Here is a 15,799-nt window from a genome sequence, read left to right on the forward strand (position 1 = left end):
CCCAACCCAAAGTCACCGATTGGCCCACATTGCTAACGGGCCGATCCCGATCCTCCGTCCCCGAACTTTCTCTTCTGTGTCTCGTGTGACCGTGTTCAGCCGAAGCGACCTGCGGGTTTGACATATTCCCCGTGCGAATCAGAACTCTGGCCATCCTCGCCGACGATCGCGTCGAGTGAATGACGCAGTTCCTTCATCCGGCTCGTCTGGCGCACCAGCTCGGCGATGCGCTGTTCGCAGTTCAGGATGGACTTCGTCAGCTCGCCGACTTCCGACAGCTTGCGTGCCGACGCCGAGCCGTTCTCCATCGACTCGACCAGGAAGGCCGCGTTGGTGGACTTCGACCGGTAGCGGGCCTCCAACCCGGTCTTCTCGGCCGCAATCTCGGCCGTGATCTGATCCAACAGCTTTGCCAGACGGTCGAAACGCGCCAGATCGGTCTGCTTGTCGCGCGCTGGGTCCCTGGACCTGAAGCCGAAAATTGAAGCCATCCGGTTGGCCTTCCAAAATTGCTGCACCGCAACATACAGTGCCATCGTCGGGGCGTGTAGGCAACCTCCGAGTTTCAGAAAGGCAATTTTTTCAGCCTTGCGGCCGCCGTCCCGGACTTGGCGGAGCCTACTTTTGCGCCGCCGTGCTGGTACCGGCCATGAGGAAGCGCAAGGGCGGCACCGGCTGCTGCCGCGGGGACAGACCGGCGTGGCGAAACAACGCATCGAGCTTGTCGGCGGCCACGCCGACAACGATGGGAATGAAGTTCGACTGGCTGGCCAGCGCATAGGCGGCGGCAGACGCCATGCCGCGCTCGGCCTTCACATCGAGGAAATTGCGCAGCCGGTATTTGTCACGCACATGCCGCTCGTGCTTGCGCAGCAGGGCCTTGGAGCCTTCCGGCAGGCTGTCGATCTCGAGCAGTGCCAGATCCGCATCGGCGAGGCGCTTCAAATCCTGTGTCTTGTGGCGCCCGCTCAACGAATCGGCGCGCACGATCGCGCCATAGCCGCAGGAACGGATGACCTTGAAGCGTGCGCCAAGGGCAAAGGCGCGAGCGTAGAGTTCGTAATCTTCGCCGAGACGCAGGTTCTCGTGGTAACGCAGCCCATGCCTGTCGAGGAAAGCTCTTGATATCACCGGCTTGAGAAAGCCGAGTTCGCCGCGCTGGACACGCCGTCTGGAGATGTTGCCCTCGATGAACCGCTCGAAGTCGAGGAATTCCGGGTCCGCCGAAAAGGACGGGGCGACGATCTTAGAGACGTCGGTCGCCGTATCGTCACGGATCAGCATGATGTTGTCGGCGGCGAAATCCCAGTCGGTGCTGGCAAACAGCTGGCGAAACCGTCCCTGAAGGAAGAAATCGTCGGCGTCGAGAATGCTGATGAAAGGCGATTTCGACCCGGCAATGGCGGCATTGCGAGCGAAGGACGGGCCGCGATTGACGTCGAGCCGGATGACCGAAAGCCGACCGCTGCCATCGTCGGCAGCGCTGGCCACTTTTGCGGTGTCGTCGGTGGAGGCGTCGTCGACGACAACGACTTCCGCCACCTCCGGCTCGCGCAGCGCCGAGGCGATGGCTGCGGGAATGGTCCGGGCCGCGTTGCGCGCCGCGATGATCACGCAGACCCGGGATTCTGTCATGGACATAGGGTGGCCTTTCGATTGCATAAAGTGTCGCATTGGTCCCTCGCCCTCCCGGCGCGCGGCGCCGGACCCAGATCCATCCCCCGATCCATCCCCAGCGGATCGGGACGGAACGTTATCTGCCTGCTGCATGACGACCCTCATCGTCACCGGCTTTCCCGCTCGAAAATCCGCCGGCTGAGGTCGGCTGACGCGGCCCAGCCGGCCTCGGTCAGGTAGCGGACAGGTTCGCGGCCGCACAATTCCCACAAAACGGTGCGCCGTTGCGGCCATCTGAGCGACGACAGCCACGGCGCGATGACCATGTGGAACAGGTCTTCATTGCCGATGCGTGACAGGATCCTGGTGGCCCGATCCGACAGCAGCGTGCCGGCGCCACCAAGCAGCACATCGGCGGCGCGCAGGCCCAGCAGCAGGGTGTCAGCCAGCCCCTGCTCGGCCGCGTAGTCGAGCACAGTCTGCTGCTCGGCCTCGCTCAGCCGACCGGCAGCGGCCCGGATATCGCAGACATAGCCCGCGCATGGCTCGCGGTTGAACAGCGCCTTTGCGACACTGATGCAGGACAGAAGCAAAGTGTCGGAGGCCGAGATGAACGGCACGCTGGAGCCGGCGATCGCAAGCGCGCGCTTGCGGCGCAGGAACCCTTCCGTATCGCGCGGGCTGGGCGATCCCGGCTGCTGGAGCCGGTAATGGAGATCGACGGTGGACAATTTCCGACCTTGGCTGCGAACCATGTGCTGCTCGCCCAGAAAGCGCACCCACCAGACGGAGCGGGACTTGCCGGCGACCTCGTAGCCGATCGAGCGCAGCGCATCGCGAGCTCTAAAGAAGCCGGCCGGCGACACCAATATGTCGACATCTCCGGACGGCTTCATGAAATGGTCGCCATAGAGCAGTTGCTGCTGGAGGGGGCCCTTCAGGAAGACGAAATCGATGCCGCTGCCGCGCAGCGCCTTGTCGATGGCCATCGAATCCATGATGCCGGACGAGTTCATCGCAATCGTGCGCCGGCGATAAGTGTCGAGCCACTCGAGCAATCCCGGCGGCGTCTCGCCCGCCGGTGGGCGCGACAGCGCCTTCAGCATGAAGGTGGCGACCTTGTTCAGCCTGGCGATGTCGCAAACATCGGCAACGGAGATGGCCGGTGCAGGCGCGGCGCTGGGGCTCGCCCTGGAGGCGAAGAACAGCCGCAGGCAAGCCTGCACATAGGCCACTTCGTCGGCGCAGCCAGCGGCGCGCAACCTTTCGAAGGTCCCTTCCTGCAATGCCATATGCTGCAGCATCTCCGCAAAAAATTCGCCAGGCGCGTTATATTGCAACTGCGAAGCAAAGCATCGCCAAATTCATGCGCCGCGTCCAGTTTTTCCTTTGGCGCCAATTTTCCTGCAACCTGAACGTTTCGCAACACAGTCCTACAACGAGATGCAAGGCGCCGCCTGATCGGGGCTTGTGGCGGGTACGTCAGCAACAATTTTGTGGGAATGCGCCAGCGCCCAAGTGAGGAGCATTCGAAGGAAAACTTAACGTAATTAAATCAGATACTTAGTTGATGGCCTCGGACACTCTGCTGAATTCTCCTGGGATGTGAAAATGCAAAGCGCTTTGATCACCATTGAAGGGAGTCGCAACCGAGAATTGATTAACGGCTGGTAAATCAGGCTTGACTCATAAATGCTGCCATGCAGCTATTGCGGTGCAGCAATAGCTCGCTGCCGGCAATCGACAGGCCGCTTCCAGTCCACAAGTGGAGAGTAAATTGGAACAGAATGTTGAAAAGCATGAGTACGAAACCCCTAGCCTGACGGTCCACGGCTCGATCGAGACCATCACGCAAGGCGGTAGCGGTACTACGGCACTCGACGCCTCGTTTCCGGCACATACGCCGGTCGGCGAACTCACCTTCTCCTGAGTATTCTCTCGTTGGGGTGACAAAGTCCGGACTCTGCAAACAGAGCGCACTAAGGAGAGTCGGGGGTCAAACCCCGGCTCTCGCGTCTTTGTCCGGAATTGCCGAAGCGTTGGTTGTGAGCGAGGTTTAGGATGGACTGGAACCCCACGGACCATGATCGGATGAGCGCGAGCAAGGATGCCGTGGCCTGCGAATTCGGCAACGGCCTGGCGCTGCTCGATATGAGGTCCAACATCTATTACAGCCTGAACGGCGTCGGCGCCTATATCTGGGAGCTGATCCAGGAGCCGCGGCCGATTTCCGAAATCCGCAGCGCCGTGCTGGATCGCTACAATGTCGATCCGGAACGCTGCAAGGCCGATGTCGATGGATTGTTGAAGGGCTTGGCGGACGCCGGGCTTGCGAGGCTCCATGATGAGGAACTTGTCTAGAGCTTTCTCACTGAGCGGGCCGGAGATGCTCTTTCTCGCCCACTGCCTTGCGGTGGTCGTGTCGGTGCGGCTGGGGCTGACGCTGCTTTCCTACAACAAAGTGCGCCGCATGGTGACCCGGCTCGACGCGCGCGAACCAGCCGACATCGGCGATCTCAGGCGTGTCGCCTGGGGCGTGGCTGCGGCTGCCCGCCTGGTGCCTGGCGCAAGCTGTCTGACCCAAGCGCTTTCCGGCCAATATTTGCTTGCCCGCCAGGGCAACGCCTCAAAAATCCGCATCGGCATCGAGCGCGATACCGGCACCGAGTTGAAGGCGCATGCCTGGCTGGTCAGCGGCGACCATATCGTGCTCGGCGGCTCGCTTGGCAGGTTTAACCATCTCGTCGACCACGGCCAGTGAGCGATGAGCGGCGTCGCCGGAATTCTGCTGAGGCAGGAAGGCAGGCAGGCCGCCGCGGCCGACATCCAGCGCATGCTTGCCCGCATGCAGCATCGCGCGCCTGACGGCAGTTCGTGGTGGATCGACGAGGGCGTCGTTCTTGGCCACGCCTGGCTCAACACCACCGATGAAGCCGGCCCCGGCCCGCTGACCATGGCCGGCGGCAAGCTCGCAATCACCGCGGATTGCCGGCTGGACAACCGCGACGAACTCTTGGCCAGGCTCGGCATCCGGGACAATTCGGTTGCCGACGCCGTGCTTGTGATGAGCGCCTATCTGCGCTGGGGCGAAGCCTGCCCCGAGCATCTGCAAGGCGACTTCGCCTTTGCCATCTGGGATGGCGAGCGCCGGCAGCTGTTTTGCGTGCGCGACCATTTCGGCGTCAAACCGTTCTACTATCATTCGAGCGACCGGCGCTTCGTCTTTGCCTCGGAGATCGGGCCGATCCTCGATGCCGGCGGCGTCGACATGCGCATCAGCGAACACCAGATTTCGGGATTCCTGGCCGGGCTGCCCGACGATCCGCAGTCGACAGCCTATGCCGATATCTTCCGCCTGCCGGCGCGCCACAGTCTGACAGTGACCGGCAACCAGGTGGTGCTGCGCCGCTACTGGCAGATCGAACCCTCGCCAAGGCCGATGCGATCGGACACGGCCGAGGAATTCCGGCATCTGTTCTCGCAATCGGTCCGCAACCGCATGCGCGGCACGCCTGCGGTCGGTGCTATGCTGAGCGGAGGCCTCGATTCCTCCTCGATCGCCTGCGTGGCGGGCCTGCAGAATGCCGCCCAGCAAAGATCGAGGCTGCCGACCTTCTCGCTGGTGTTCGAAAAGGGCTCGCCGATGGATGAGCGTCCGTTCATCGAGGCGGTGCTGGGCCAGCAGAAGGTCGACGGCACTTTGATTTCGGTCGGCAATTATGCCCCCTTCGCCGAATTCGACCGCATCCTGGAGGAGCAGGAAGAAACGTTTCTTGCGCCCGGCCTGTCGCTGACCCGCGACATCTACAGGACCGCCGGCGGCAAGGGCATGAAGGTTCTGCTCGACGGCCATGGAGGCGACGAGGTGGTTTCGCAGGGCCACGGCCATCTGCACGAACTCGCCTATGCCGGCAAATGGATGGAGCTGTGGCGCGAGCTGCGCAGCGCCTCCAACACTTATGGCGATGGCATGCTCGGCCTCTACTACCAGTTCCTTACCCTTTACGGGCCGGCCTGGCGCATCGCGAGAATCAAGCGGTTCGCGAACCGCGTGCTTGGCAAATTGCGGCGCCATCCCACTGGGCGGCCGGCGACGAGCTGGCGCGCCCTGATCAATCCGGACCTGGCGATGCGTACCGACCTCGTCGAACGGTTCCGCAGGGCCGGCTATATGCCGCCCGCGGTCAGCGCCAGCGAGACCTTGACCCATCGCTGGCTGCTGTCGAACGGCATGGTGCCGCACGCCTTCGAGGTACTCGACAAGGCGGCGGCGAATTTCGGCGTCGAGCCGCGCTACCCCTTCTGGGACAAGCCTCTGGTCGAGTTCTGCCTGGCACTGCCCGGCGCGGAAAAGCTGAACCAGGGCTTTGGCCGCTCGGTGTTGCGCCGTGCCATGGAAGGAATTTTGCCCCCGGCGGTGCAGTGGCGGCGCGACAAGATCGATTTCACCTCCAATTTGGTCAAAGGCATGCTGGGCAACCACCGCGATCTCCTGGACAAGGTGCTGGTGAAAGATGCGGCGCGGATTGCCCCTTACGTCAACCTGCCTGAGGTGACCGCCGCCTATGGCCGCATTTCCAGCCAACCCGAGGCCGCGACCTTGCCCGATGTCCAGTATGTATGGCGTTCGATTTCGCTATCGTTGTGGCTGCGGCAGGTGCAACAGCGCGGGAGCCACTGATGATGCCGGCCAACATGCCTCTTGCCGCTGATGACCGCCATGCAATTGCTGCTCGCGCACAGCACTTGTACAAAGCCTATGGGCTGACGATCGCTTCGCAGGTCGAACTGCCTGAGCTAGAGCCGAGCGAACCAGCTTGCGTCGATGTGCTGATCACGGTCGGCCCGATCGACCTGCCAAAACCCTCGCCCGAGACCGGAACCGCTTTCCGTTTCGAGCCGCGGCAGCAATATTTGGCATGGCAGACGGTCGGCGCCTTCCTGATCACCGATGCCTGCCGGATCGAGGTGGAGCCGGCGCCCGATGTCGACGATGCGCTGCTGGCGTTTCCGCTGCTCGGTCCGGTCATGGCACTGCTCCTGCACCAGCGCGGCCTGCTCATCCTGCACGCCAGCGCCATTGCGGTCGGCGGCAAGAGCGCTGTCTTCATGGGCGACAAGGGCGCCGGGAAATCGACGACCGCGAGCGCGATGATCCGCGCCGGGCATCGATTGCTGACCGACGATGTCGTGGCGCTCGATCTCACGGACCGGCCGATGATCGTTCCGGGTTTTCCGCAGCTGAAACTCGCCGCCGATGCGGCCGCCGCGTTTCCCATCCGCCAGGCAGAGATACGCCCGCAGGTGCATGCGGCGATCGACAAGATGCAGCATCGCCTGCACGCCGGATTTGCGGCAGACGCGGTGCCGGCGACCCGGATCTATATCCTCGAGCGCAGCGACAAGGCAGCGATCACGCCGCTGCCAGGCATCGGCGCCCTGCCGGCCATCATCAAATTTTCCTATGTGACGCGTTTCGGCCGTCCAGCCCTGGTCGGCGATTTTGCCACGACACATCTTCGCCAATGCGCGGCCCTGGCCAGCCAGATCGGCGTCTGTCGCCTCGAAGTGCCCACCGGGCTCGACCGTATCGGCGAAGCCGTCGCCCTGATCGAAAACGATCTGGCGGCCGACAAAGGGCCGCGGTGACTGACATGTCCGCATCGCAGATCCTGCGCTTTTCGTTTTACCGCGATGTCGCCGGCTTCGGCGCCGCCATGGCCCGGATCGGCGGGCGCAGGACCTTCACGGCATTGCTGTTCCTGATCCTGGGAAGCCTGACCGAAGGCATCTCGATCCTGCTTCTGGTGCCGCTGCTGCATCTGGTCGGGCGACCCGAGCAGAATTTCGCGGTCAGGTTGCCTGACCGCGACTGGGTGCGCTGGCTGGCTCCGGACGGAACGCTGCAATTGACCACGGTGCTTTGCCTGCTGGTCGGGCTTGTCGCGCTGCAGGCAGCGTTCAACCGCTATAAATCCGTCTACATGGCGCGGCTGCTGCTCGACTTCATCAATCGCCTGCGCATGAACCTGTTCGAGAGCATCGGCAAGGCGCGGTGGGGGATATTCGCGCGCATGCGCAGCTCCGATCTCGACCATGCGCTGACCGGCGATATCGACCGCGTGCAGTCGGCGGCGTTCTCCCTGCTGATGCTGGTGCAGATCGCCGTGCTTCTGGCGGGTTATCTCGTTGTCTCGCTGTTCATTTCGACAGTGATGACGGCGTTTGCCATTGTCGTCGGCATCGTCACCTTCCTGGCGCTGCAGCCGTTTCGGGCACGAGCCAGCGCCTTCGGCCGGGTTTTGACCAGCAATCGCCAGGAGCAGTACCGAACGGTCTCGGAGTTCCTCGGCGGCATCAAGGTGGCCAAGAGCCTGAATGTCGAGGCGACCTATTACGCGCAGCTTCGCGCGACACTGGAGAAGATGAAGGCCGACAACATCAACTATGTGCGCAACAGCACCATCGGCACCGCTCTGTTCCAGGTCGCCAGCGTCATTGGTCTGAGCCTGTTCATCTATGTCGCTTTGGTGCGCTTCAACCTCTCGCTGGCCGAGATCGTTGTCCTGCTTCTGGTGTTCATGCGCATTGCGCCGCGCTTCATGGACATGCAGATGCAGGCGCAGCAGGTGCTGATCAATCTGCCGGCCTATGCCTCGATGCGCGACATGCAGGCGCGTTTCGATGCCGAGCGCGAGCCGGCAAACCTCGAATCGGATGCCAAGCTGTCGCTCGATGTCGGGCTCAACATACGCAATGTCTCCTTTGCCTATGAGGCGGGCGGCAAGCCGGTGGTGAGCGATGTCACCTTTGGCCTACCCGCCGGCAAGGTAACGGCGCTGATCGGTCCGTCAGGATCGGGCAAGAGCACGCTTGCCGACATGCTGCTTGGCCTGCTCGAACCGAGCGAGGGCAAAATCCTGGCCGATGGCGTCGAGATCGGCGCCGCCAACCGCCGGCGCTGGCGCGACCAGGTGGCGTATGTGCCGCAAGACGTGTTCCTGCTGCACGATACGATCGCCGCCAATCTGCGCCTTGCCGCGCCGCAAGCCAGTGACGCGGAGCTGTGGACTGCACTGCGCGCTGCGCATGGCGCCGACTTCGTCGAGCGGCTGGAGTTGCGGCTCGACACGGTGGTCGGCGACCGCGGCGTCCGGCTCTCGGGCGGCGAACGCCAGCGCATCGCGCTGGCGCGCGCGCTGCTGCGCAAACCTTCGCTGCTCATTCTCGACGAGGCGACCAGCGCGCTCGACTGGCAGAACCAGTCCCTGATCGCCAAATCGATCGACGGCTTGCGCGGATCGATGACGATCCTGACCATTGCGCACAGGCCATCGATGATCGCCTTCGCCGACTGGGTGGTTGCAGTCGAAAACGGACGAATCGTCGAAGTCGGGCAATATCAGAGGTTGAAAGCGAAGGCCGGCAGCCGCCTGTCGAAAATGCTTTCAGGCGAGCAATCGGAACCCGAGCCGGCCGAAGCAGGCTGAGTCCGGCTGCAAGATGATCCGAGGCCGACCTTGCGGCTTCAGACTGTTCAATGCACGCTGCGCCTCGCCGAGAGCTTCTCGCCTTCAACCGCCTTGTCGGCGCCGAGGCTTCTTTCGGCGTCGCGAGCCCTGTCGGCCGATGTCGGCGCGCTCCTGGCGATCATAACATACACCAGCAGGAAATAACCGACTTGGATGAGGACAGCGCAGCCGATGACGCGAAGCACCGTTGTGGTGACCGTCGCGCCGTCGACATAGGACCACGCGACCACGATCGCGAGGGCGAAAACCATTCCAATGACGAATTTTGGTAATGACATGTTCGGCGGCCCGTCAACCGGCCCGAGCATGCAAAAGCGATGACTTACCCACCCGAGTATCTCCCCATTCGCCATGCGAGCTTATTTAGCTGCTCTTTTTCGGCCGGTTGCTTCCGGCCTTCCCAACCCATCCAGACTCTATCAGGAATAATTTGCGACTCTATTAAGGCGCGAAACTGACGGCAAGGGCAACCTGCAATAATTTTCGGCTTGGCGGCGGCTTGGACTCCGCCATGCTGCGATGCACACGCAGGGGTGGTGACCTAACTCGTCATGCGCTTTATACTACAGTAGAATCTACAACGTTGATTAGTATTTTACTTGATTAATTTAGCAAAGCCAGTGATTCGAAAATCAGTTAAAGCCGTTCCCTCTGCGGCAAAGGACGATTTGCCCAAAACCCGCCGAAAAAATGCATTACATTTCCTACGGTTGCTAATTATTCGTCACAAACCCGCCATAAAGGGCAAAATTTGGGCAAGGAGGGTTTATTATTTAGTCAATTCCTGACGTGACTATTTCAGCCATATGGGAAATTGTGTGTTGCGCTGCAGCATTTTTTTGGTATCGTGGCATAAACCATCCGTTCAACGTATGGAGCTTTTGCATGAGGGACGTTGCCAAGTCGGCCAATGCGGCATTTTCGCATGTCGGCGTAGATTTTCCGCCACCCATCGGCGGGCTGCTGAAGCGCAGTTTCGATATTTTCGGTTCACTTGTCGGCCTGGTGGCGCTTAGCCCGCTGTTCCTGATGGTGGCCCTTCTGGTCAAGCTTTCCGACGGCGGCTCGATCTTCTACGGCCACAAGCGCATCGGACGCGGTGGGCGGATTTTCCCCTGCCTCAAGTTCCGCACCATGGTCGAAGACGGCGAACGTGTGCTGGCCGCCTATCTCGCGGCCAATCCGGAAGCCAACGCCGAATGGATCGCGACCCGCAAGCTGAAGAACGATCCGCGCGTCACCCGCGTCGGCGCCGTTCTGCGCAAGCTCAGCCTCGACGAGCTGCCGCAGATCATCAACATCCTGCAGGGCGACATGAGCCTTGTCGGGCCTCGCCCGGTGGTGCGCGACGAGCTTGAGATCTACGGCAGCGCCGCGGTCTATTATTTGAAGTCGCGGCCGGGCCTGACCGGGCTCTGGCAGGTCAGCGGACGCAACGATGTCTCCTATGACAGTCGCGTCGCGTTCGACCGTCACTATGTCGAGAACTGGTCGCTGTTCGAAGACGTTCGGATCATCCTCAAGACCGTGCCCGCGGTGTGGATGTCGCGCGGTTCCTACTGACCGACCGCAACTGGTCAGCAATCGGGCCGGCACGGCCCAAAGCCAATCCGGTCCAAAGCTATTCGGCGATGGGCCGGTCTCGCATTGCAGCCATAGTGTTCTGCCAGGTTCCGAAGGAGGCACTCGGCAGCAGGCCTATCGGGCGGATGGGGCCAAAACGGATCGGAAAAGTTCAGTTGAAAACAGACATATCAGCGTATTTTCGCCTTGCCGGCCCGATGCGGCCGGCACGGCTCGTCGCCACGTGCCTCGCTCTGTCGCTCGCGGTTCCAGCCATGGCCGACGAGTACCGGCTCGGCTCGCAGGACAAGCTCAACATCCGCGTCGCCGAGTGGCAGACGGTGGAAGGCACGTTCCGTGACTGGTCGGCGGTAAACGGCGAATATTCGGTCGGTCCCGCCGGCAATTTGTCGGTGCCGTTCGTCGGCGAACTGCCGGCCGCCGGCAAGACCACGTCGGAGGTTGCGGCCGCGATCAGCGTCGCCCTGCAGCGCAAGCTTGCCTTGTCGGACAAGCCGGAAGCCTCGGTGGAAATGGTGCAGTTCCGGCCGTTCTACATCTCGGGCGAGATCCAGACGCCTGGCCAGTTTCCCTATGTGCCGGAGCTGACCGTGCTCAAGGCGATCAGCATCGCCGGCGGCATCCGGCGCAACGCCGATTTCGGCACCCAGCTCGGCAAGGACCTGATCACCGCCAAGGGCAATTTCGACATTTATGACGACCAGCGCGTGCGGTTGATCGTCAAGCGTGCCCGCATCGATGCCGATCTCGCCGGCAAGGAGAGTTTCGAGGCGCCTAAGGAAGTCGAGGGCGACCCGCGCCTGGCGACAATCGTCTCCGACGAAATGCAGATCCTGATCTCCGACCAGAAAGCGTTGAAGCTGAAGCTGCAGGCGCTTGACGATCTGAAAGGGGTCCTGCAGTCCGAAATCGAGGCGCTGCAGAAAAAGATCGTCAACCAGCAAAAGCAGGTCGACCTGGCGCAGCAGCAGGCGGACAGTATCGGTCCGCTGGCGCAAAAGGGCCTGGTCGCCAACGCACGCCTGCTTTCCTCGCAACAGTCGGTCACCGATCTGCAGGGCAAGATCCTGGACTATGAGACGGCGATCCTCACCGCCAAGCAGTCGGTCAGCAAGGCGACGCAGGATGCCATCGATGCCCAGAACACGTTGAACTCGAGACTTGCCGCCGACCGGCAGCAGGTCGAAGCAGACCTCAACGAAGCCGCACTCAGGGTCAACATGCAACAGGGCCTGATGGCCCAGGCATCGGACCCGGCCACGACCGCCGCCATCACAAACAACAATGAAGAGCCGGCGCTCATCTATTCGCTGGTGCGCGTGACCGACGGCAAGACCAGCGAGATAGACGCCAAGGAAGATACACCGGTGCTGCCGGGCGACGTCATCAAGGTGAAGCTGGCGCCGACGGCCAGCCAGTAAGTTCCTGTCTCGCTCAGCTAGACCGGAACGACGGAGGGGCGGGATGAACAAGTTCGGCTCGTTCGCGCCAGGGTGCGGGCGGGAACTTCCGTTTTTCGACCGCTTGAAGGCATTCCATGCAGCCCGCCGCACCGCGCCACGTCTACCTCAATCTCGATGCCATCCGCGGCGTCGCGGCGATCAGCGTCATGCTCTACCACTTCTCGCCGTTCCTGGCCGCCGGCAAGGTGCTGCCGTCGAGCTATCTGGCGGTCGACCTGTTCTTCCTGCTCAGCGGCTTCGTCATCGCGCATGCCTATGACCGCAAGATAGAAAACGGCATGGGCTTCGGCACCTTCGTGGCGATCCGCCTGATACGCCTCTACCCGCTCTACCTCGCCGGCACGCTGCTCGGTTTCTTCTATCTCGTCGTCAAGAACCGGCTGATCCCGGCGGAATACATGCCGATCTCCGAGATCGGCACCATGCTGACGACGGGCATGTTCTTCATCCCCCTGGTCAGCGATGCCTATCACACGATCTTTCCGCTCAACCCCGCGTCGTGGTCGCTATTCTTCGAGCTGATCGTCAACATCGCCTATGTCGCCGTCTTCTTCCTGCTGACGAAACGCGTGCTGAGCGTGCTCATCGCCGTAAGCCTGGTGCTGCTGGTCATCGCTTCGATCGTGGCCGGCACCCTCGACTTCGGCATGACCGGATCGACCATCATCAGCGGCCTGCCGCGCGTCTGTTTCTCGTTCTTCCTGGGCGTGCTGCTTTGCCGGTCCATGACACGCTATCAAAGCGGGCTCGGCTTCCTGCGGGGCGGCTGGTGGGTCGAGGGTGCGATCGCGCTGACGCTCATCGTCTTTGCCATCGCGCCGGCCGGCGGCGCGCGCGTCGCCTACGATCTCGCCTGCGTCGTCCTGGTCTTCCCGGCGCTGGTGGTGGTCGGCACTATTGCGCCGACGGCGCCGCGCCTGTCAGGCCTCTATGGCTGGCTGGGGCGGATTTCCTACCCGATCTACATCATCCACACGCCGCTGCTGATGATCATCGCCGGGGCGGGCAAGGCCGCAGCGATCGACCCGTTCGCGCATCATCCCTGGTTCGGCATCGTCATGGCGGTTTCGGTCATCGTCATCGCCGACATCGCCACGCGCCTCTATGACGAGCCGTTGCGCCGCTTCCTGCAGCGGCTGATGCTGCGCAAGCGCGCCGTCGCCTGAGATAAGCAAGTCAGACGCGCGCCGGCATGCGGCCGTTGGCGGTGTTCTCGTCCGGCACCGGAACATAGGCCCGCCTTGCCCTGGCGAGCGGCACCGGGCGCAGCTTGAACAGGCCGTAATAGACGATGAACGAGGCCATGAAATAGGGGCCGAGGATCTCGACCTCGAAGAAGGAGCGGATCAGCATCATGCCGACCGCGCCGGCGAGCACCACCGAATCGGCGCTCCAGTCACCGAACACCACCTTCGAAACATGGCCCCAGAAGGAGCGCAGGATGATCAGCGCCAGCATCGTCACGCCGATGAAGCCGAGCTCGACCAGCGTCTCGATATAGGTGTTGTGGAAATGGAAGCCGGTGCGGGTGGAGATGTAGAACTCGGCCCAGAGCCGTTCCGGATCGGCAAAACCCTGGATCCAGTAGGCGGCATAGCCATAACCGAGCACCGGACGCTGCTGCGCGGCGGCCCAGCCCTGTTCCCAGAGATAGGTGCGGCCGGTCAGCGTCGAATCCTTGCCGAAGATGCCGAGCACGACATCGAGCAGGCCAAGGTTCAGCGCAGCCATCACACCGCCGACCAGCGCCGTAGCGCCGACGACGAACAGCACGCGGCGGTAGCGGCGTGACAGAACCTTGCTCATGGCAAGCAAGGCAACGACACCGATCACCGCCGGAAGCGAAGCGATTGACGTCGCCGAGTGGGCGATCGCCAGCATATAGACCGACAGCAGGATGATCGGCGCGGTCCAGACGAAGCTCATCCAGTTGCGCCGGTAGAAGGCCAGAAAAGCGAAGCAGAAGAAGATGCCGAGCGAGGCGAAGAAGCCGATCTGGTTCTTGGAGCCGAAGGCGCCGACGAAATTGGTGGTGCCGTCGATAGTGTCGAGCGCATAGGCGCCAACCTTCAGCGAATACAGCAGCACGATGAAGATGCCGATCAGCGAGCCCAGCACCAGCGTGCGCGTGCTGATGGTGCGCGCCGCGATGTAGGCGCACAGCATGTGGGAGAAATATTGCAGCCCCGCCCGCGCGCTGGTGCCGGCCGCTTGCGACCAGAACAGCGACAGGCAGACATAGGCCGCAAACAGCAGCGGCAGCCAGGCGCTGGAGAGATCGCGGGCGAAACGCCGGTAATCGACGAACAGCAGCGGCAGCCATACCAGATAGTAGGCGAGGATCAGGATCTGGCCGAAATTGGTGGAGTAGGCGAAGGCAAACACCGACACCGCAACGGCGAAGGCGGCATAGGCCTTGTTGTTGTCCGGATCGATCAGAATGGATTTCGGGATCTTCATATCCGTACCGGATTTCTCATGCTGCCGCCTTTCGGCTGGGCTGAAGCGCCCATGGTCGGCTTTTCTGCGTCAGGTCCGCCCTTGCTGCAGGCGCGACTGCCGAAACGGCCCTTACCGGAACCCGCACAACGGGCATCCATTGTGCAGTGCAATATAACCTCTATTGCCCGTCACTCAATGGTAAATTTGCCGCGAGGGGTAAAGTTGCCGCAGGCAGGGCCAAAACGACCATGCAACCGACAAATGGCGTTAATGCGGCTCGCTCGTTCGAAAATTCAAACTGTGGCCGCTACCACAGGGCTCCGCCGGTGACCTGGATGTTTTCCATGGTGATGCCCTTGGCCAGATCCGAGCACAGGAACACGGCTAGAGCCGCGATTTCCTGCGGCTGCAGCATGCGCTGCTGGGGATTGCCCTTGGCGATCTCGGCCATCGCTTCCTCGGCGGTTCTGCCGTTGCCCTCACGCTCGACCACCTGCGCCACGTTGCGGCGCATCAGTTCGGTCTCGACCCAGGTCGGGCTGATCATGACGCAGGTGACACCGTGCGGGGCGCCTTCCAGCGCCACGCAGCGGGTAAGGCCGAGCAGCCCGGCCTTCGAGGCGCAGTAGGCCGGGTTGTCCTTCCAGCCGACGGAAGCCGCTGTCGAGCCGATGTTGACGATACGGCCCCAGCCGCGCGCGATCATGCCGGGCAGCACAGCTCGGGTGACGCGGAACGCTCCGCTCAGATTGGTGTCGACGATCTTGTCCCACAGTGCGTCGGAATGGCCGCAGACCGGCTGTTCGGCGGTGGTGCCCGCGGCATTGACCAGTATGTCTCCCGGGCCGATGGCGGCTTGTGCGTCAGCCGCAAACCGGTTGGTCACCTCGCTGTCGCGGACATCGAGGTGGGCGGCATAAACCCTGGTGCCGTGTGCCGACAGGGCCAACCGCACGCGCTCGATTTCATCGGCGCCGGGATAGTAGGCGGCGTCGGTTCTGTCGGCGCCGGCGGGGGCGATGTAGGAGCCGACCGCTACATTTGCGCCGGCCTGCGCCAACGCCGTCGCAATGGCGAAGCCCATGCCGGAAAACCCGCCGGTGACGATCGCGCTGCGGCCGGAAAGGTCTGTCATGGGCAGTGAATCTCCGATGCCGACGT

General features: G+C 62.4%; 15 protein-coding genes. 9 read left to right on the forward strand and 6 right to left on the reverse strand.

Annotated features, from left to right (window positions below):
• Nucleotides 1–95: 95 nt before the first annotated feature.
• The 3 genes from X757_RS154930 to X757_RS154920 all read right to left on the reverse strand — a co-directional run bounded on the left by X757_RS154930 (nucleotide 96) and on the right by X757_RS154920 (nucleotide 2,909).
• Complete coding sequence (locus X757_RS154930; protein ID WP_023668807.1) at nucleotides 96–491, reverse strand: hypothetical protein; 396 nt, start codon at nucleotides 489–491, stop codon at nucleotides 96–98.
• A gap of 127 nt (nucleotides 492–618) precedes the next feature.
• Entirely contained in the window at nucleotides 619–1,641 is a 1,023-nt protein-coding gene (locus X757_RS154925; RefSeq protein ID WP_023725863.1) for a glycosyltransferase family 2 protein, read from the reverse strand.
• Nucleotides 1,642–1,784: 143 nt separating this feature from the next.
• Nucleotides 1,785–2,909 (reverse strand): nucleotidyltransferase family protein, encoded by a 1,125-nt coding sequence (locus X757_RS154920; protein ID WP_023711260.1) that lies wholly within the window; start codon nucleotides 2,907–2,909, stop codon nucleotides 1,785–1,787.
• Between the two features lie 485 nt (nucleotides 2,910–3,394).
• On the opposite strand from X757_RS154920, the gene X757_RS1000000166370 reads away from it, so the two are divergent.
• The 6 genes from X757_RS1000000166370 to X757_RS154895 all read left to right on the forward strand — a co-directional run bounded on the left by X757_RS1000000166370 (nucleotide 3,395) and on the right by X757_RS154895 (nucleotide 9,107).
• Nucleotides 3,395–3,547 carry a lasso RiPP family leader peptide-containing protein gene (locus X757_RS1000000166370; RefSeq protein ID WP_023684233.1) on the forward strand — a complete coding sequence of 51 codons (153 nt, stop codon included), beginning with the start codon at nucleotides 3,395–3,397 and terminating at the stop codon, nucleotides 3,545–3,547.
• A gap of 161 nt (nucleotides 3,548–3,708) precedes the next feature.
• Nucleotides 3,709–3,978 (forward strand): PqqD family protein, encoded by a 270-nt coding sequence (locus X757_RS154915; RefSeq protein WP_245261370.1) that lies wholly within the window; start codon nucleotides 3,709–3,711, stop codon nucleotides 3,976–3,978.
• Between the two features lie 25 nt (nucleotides 3,979–4,003).
• Nucleotides 4,004–4,378, forward strand: coding sequence for a lasso peptide biosynthesis B2 protein (locus X757_RS154910; RefSeq protein WP_245263585.1), 375 nt, complete (start codon nucleotides 4,004–4,006; stop codon nucleotides 4,376–4,378).
• Between the two features lie 3 nt (nucleotides 4,379–4,381).
• On the forward strand, nucleotides 4,382–6,298 hold the full coding sequence (locus tag X757_RS154905) for a lasso peptide isopeptide bond-forming cyclase (RefSeq protein WP_023711263.1): 1,917 nt from the start codon (nucleotides 4,382–4,384) through the stop codon (nucleotides 6,296–6,298).
• Nucleotides 6,298–7,266: an HPr kinase gene (locus X757_RS154900; protein ID WP_023711264.1), complete on the forward strand. Its 969-nt coding sequence runs from the start codon at nucleotides 6,298–6,300 to the stop codon at nucleotides 7,264–7,266. Before X757_RS154905 ends, X757_RS154900 begins: the two co-directional genes overlap by 1 nt.
• A gap of 5 nt (nucleotides 7,267–7,271) precedes the next feature.
• Nucleotides 7,272–9,107 (forward strand): ABC transporter ATP-binding protein, encoded by a 1,836-nt coding sequence (locus X757_RS154895; RefSeq protein WP_023711265.1) that lies wholly within the window; start codon nucleotides 7,272–7,274, stop codon nucleotides 9,105–9,107.
• 47 nt (nucleotides 9,108–9,154) lie between these two features.
• Here X757_RS154895 and X757_RS154890 read toward each other — a convergent pair whose 3' ends face one another.
• Nucleotides 9,155–9,427, reverse strand: coding sequence for a hypothetical protein (locus X757_RS154890; RefSeq protein ID WP_023711266.1), 273 nt, complete (start codon nucleotides 9,425–9,427; stop codon nucleotides 9,155–9,157).
• A 607-nt stretch (nucleotides 9,428–10,034) separates the two neighbouring features.
• Between X757_RS154890 and X757_RS154885 the strand changes: the two genes are divergently transcribed.
• The 3 genes from X757_RS154885 (at nucleotide 10,035) to X757_RS154875 (ending at nucleotide 13,362) form a co-directional block, all read left to right on the forward strand.
• Nucleotides 10,035–10,712, forward strand: a complete 678-nt coding sequence (locus X757_RS154885; RefSeq protein ID WP_023668816.1) for a sugar transferase — start codon at nucleotides 10,035–10,037, stop codon at nucleotides 10,710–10,712.
• Nucleotides 10,713–10,930: 218 nt separating this feature from the next.
• Nucleotides 10,931–12,154, forward strand: coding sequence for a polysaccharide biosynthesis/export family protein (locus X757_RS154880; protein ID WP_032896262.1), 1,224 nt, complete (start codon nucleotides 10,931–10,933; stop codon nucleotides 12,152–12,154).
• Between the two features lie 116 nt (nucleotides 12,155–12,270).
• Nucleotides 12,271–13,362 (forward strand): acyltransferase, encoded by a 1,092-nt coding sequence (locus tag X757_RS154875; RefSeq protein WP_023725866.1) that lies wholly within the window; start codon nucleotides 12,271–12,273, stop codon nucleotides 13,360–13,362.
• Between the two features lie 10 nt (nucleotides 13,363–13,372).
• On the opposite strand, the gene X757_RS154870 is transcribed toward X757_RS154875, so the two are convergent.
• Nucleotides 13,373–14,656: an O-antigen ligase gene (locus tag X757_RS154870; RefSeq protein WP_023725867.1), complete on the reverse strand. Its 1,284-nt coding sequence runs from the start codon at nucleotides 14,654–14,656 to the stop codon at nucleotides 13,373–13,375.
• Nucleotides 14,657–14,945: 289 nt separating this feature from the next.
• Nucleotides 14,946–15,773, reverse strand: a complete 828-nt coding sequence (locus X757_RS154865; RefSeq protein ID WP_023725868.1) for an SDR family NAD(P)-dependent oxidoreductase — start codon at nucleotides 15,771–15,773, stop codon at nucleotides 14,946–14,948.
• Nucleotides 15,774–15,799: the final 26 nt, after the last annotated feature.

It is taken from the genome of Mesorhizobium sp. LSHC412B00, assembly GCF_000503035.1.
Classification (GTDB): domain Bacteria; phylum Pseudomonadota; class Alphaproteobacteria; order Rhizobiales; family Rhizobiaceae; genus Mesorhizobium.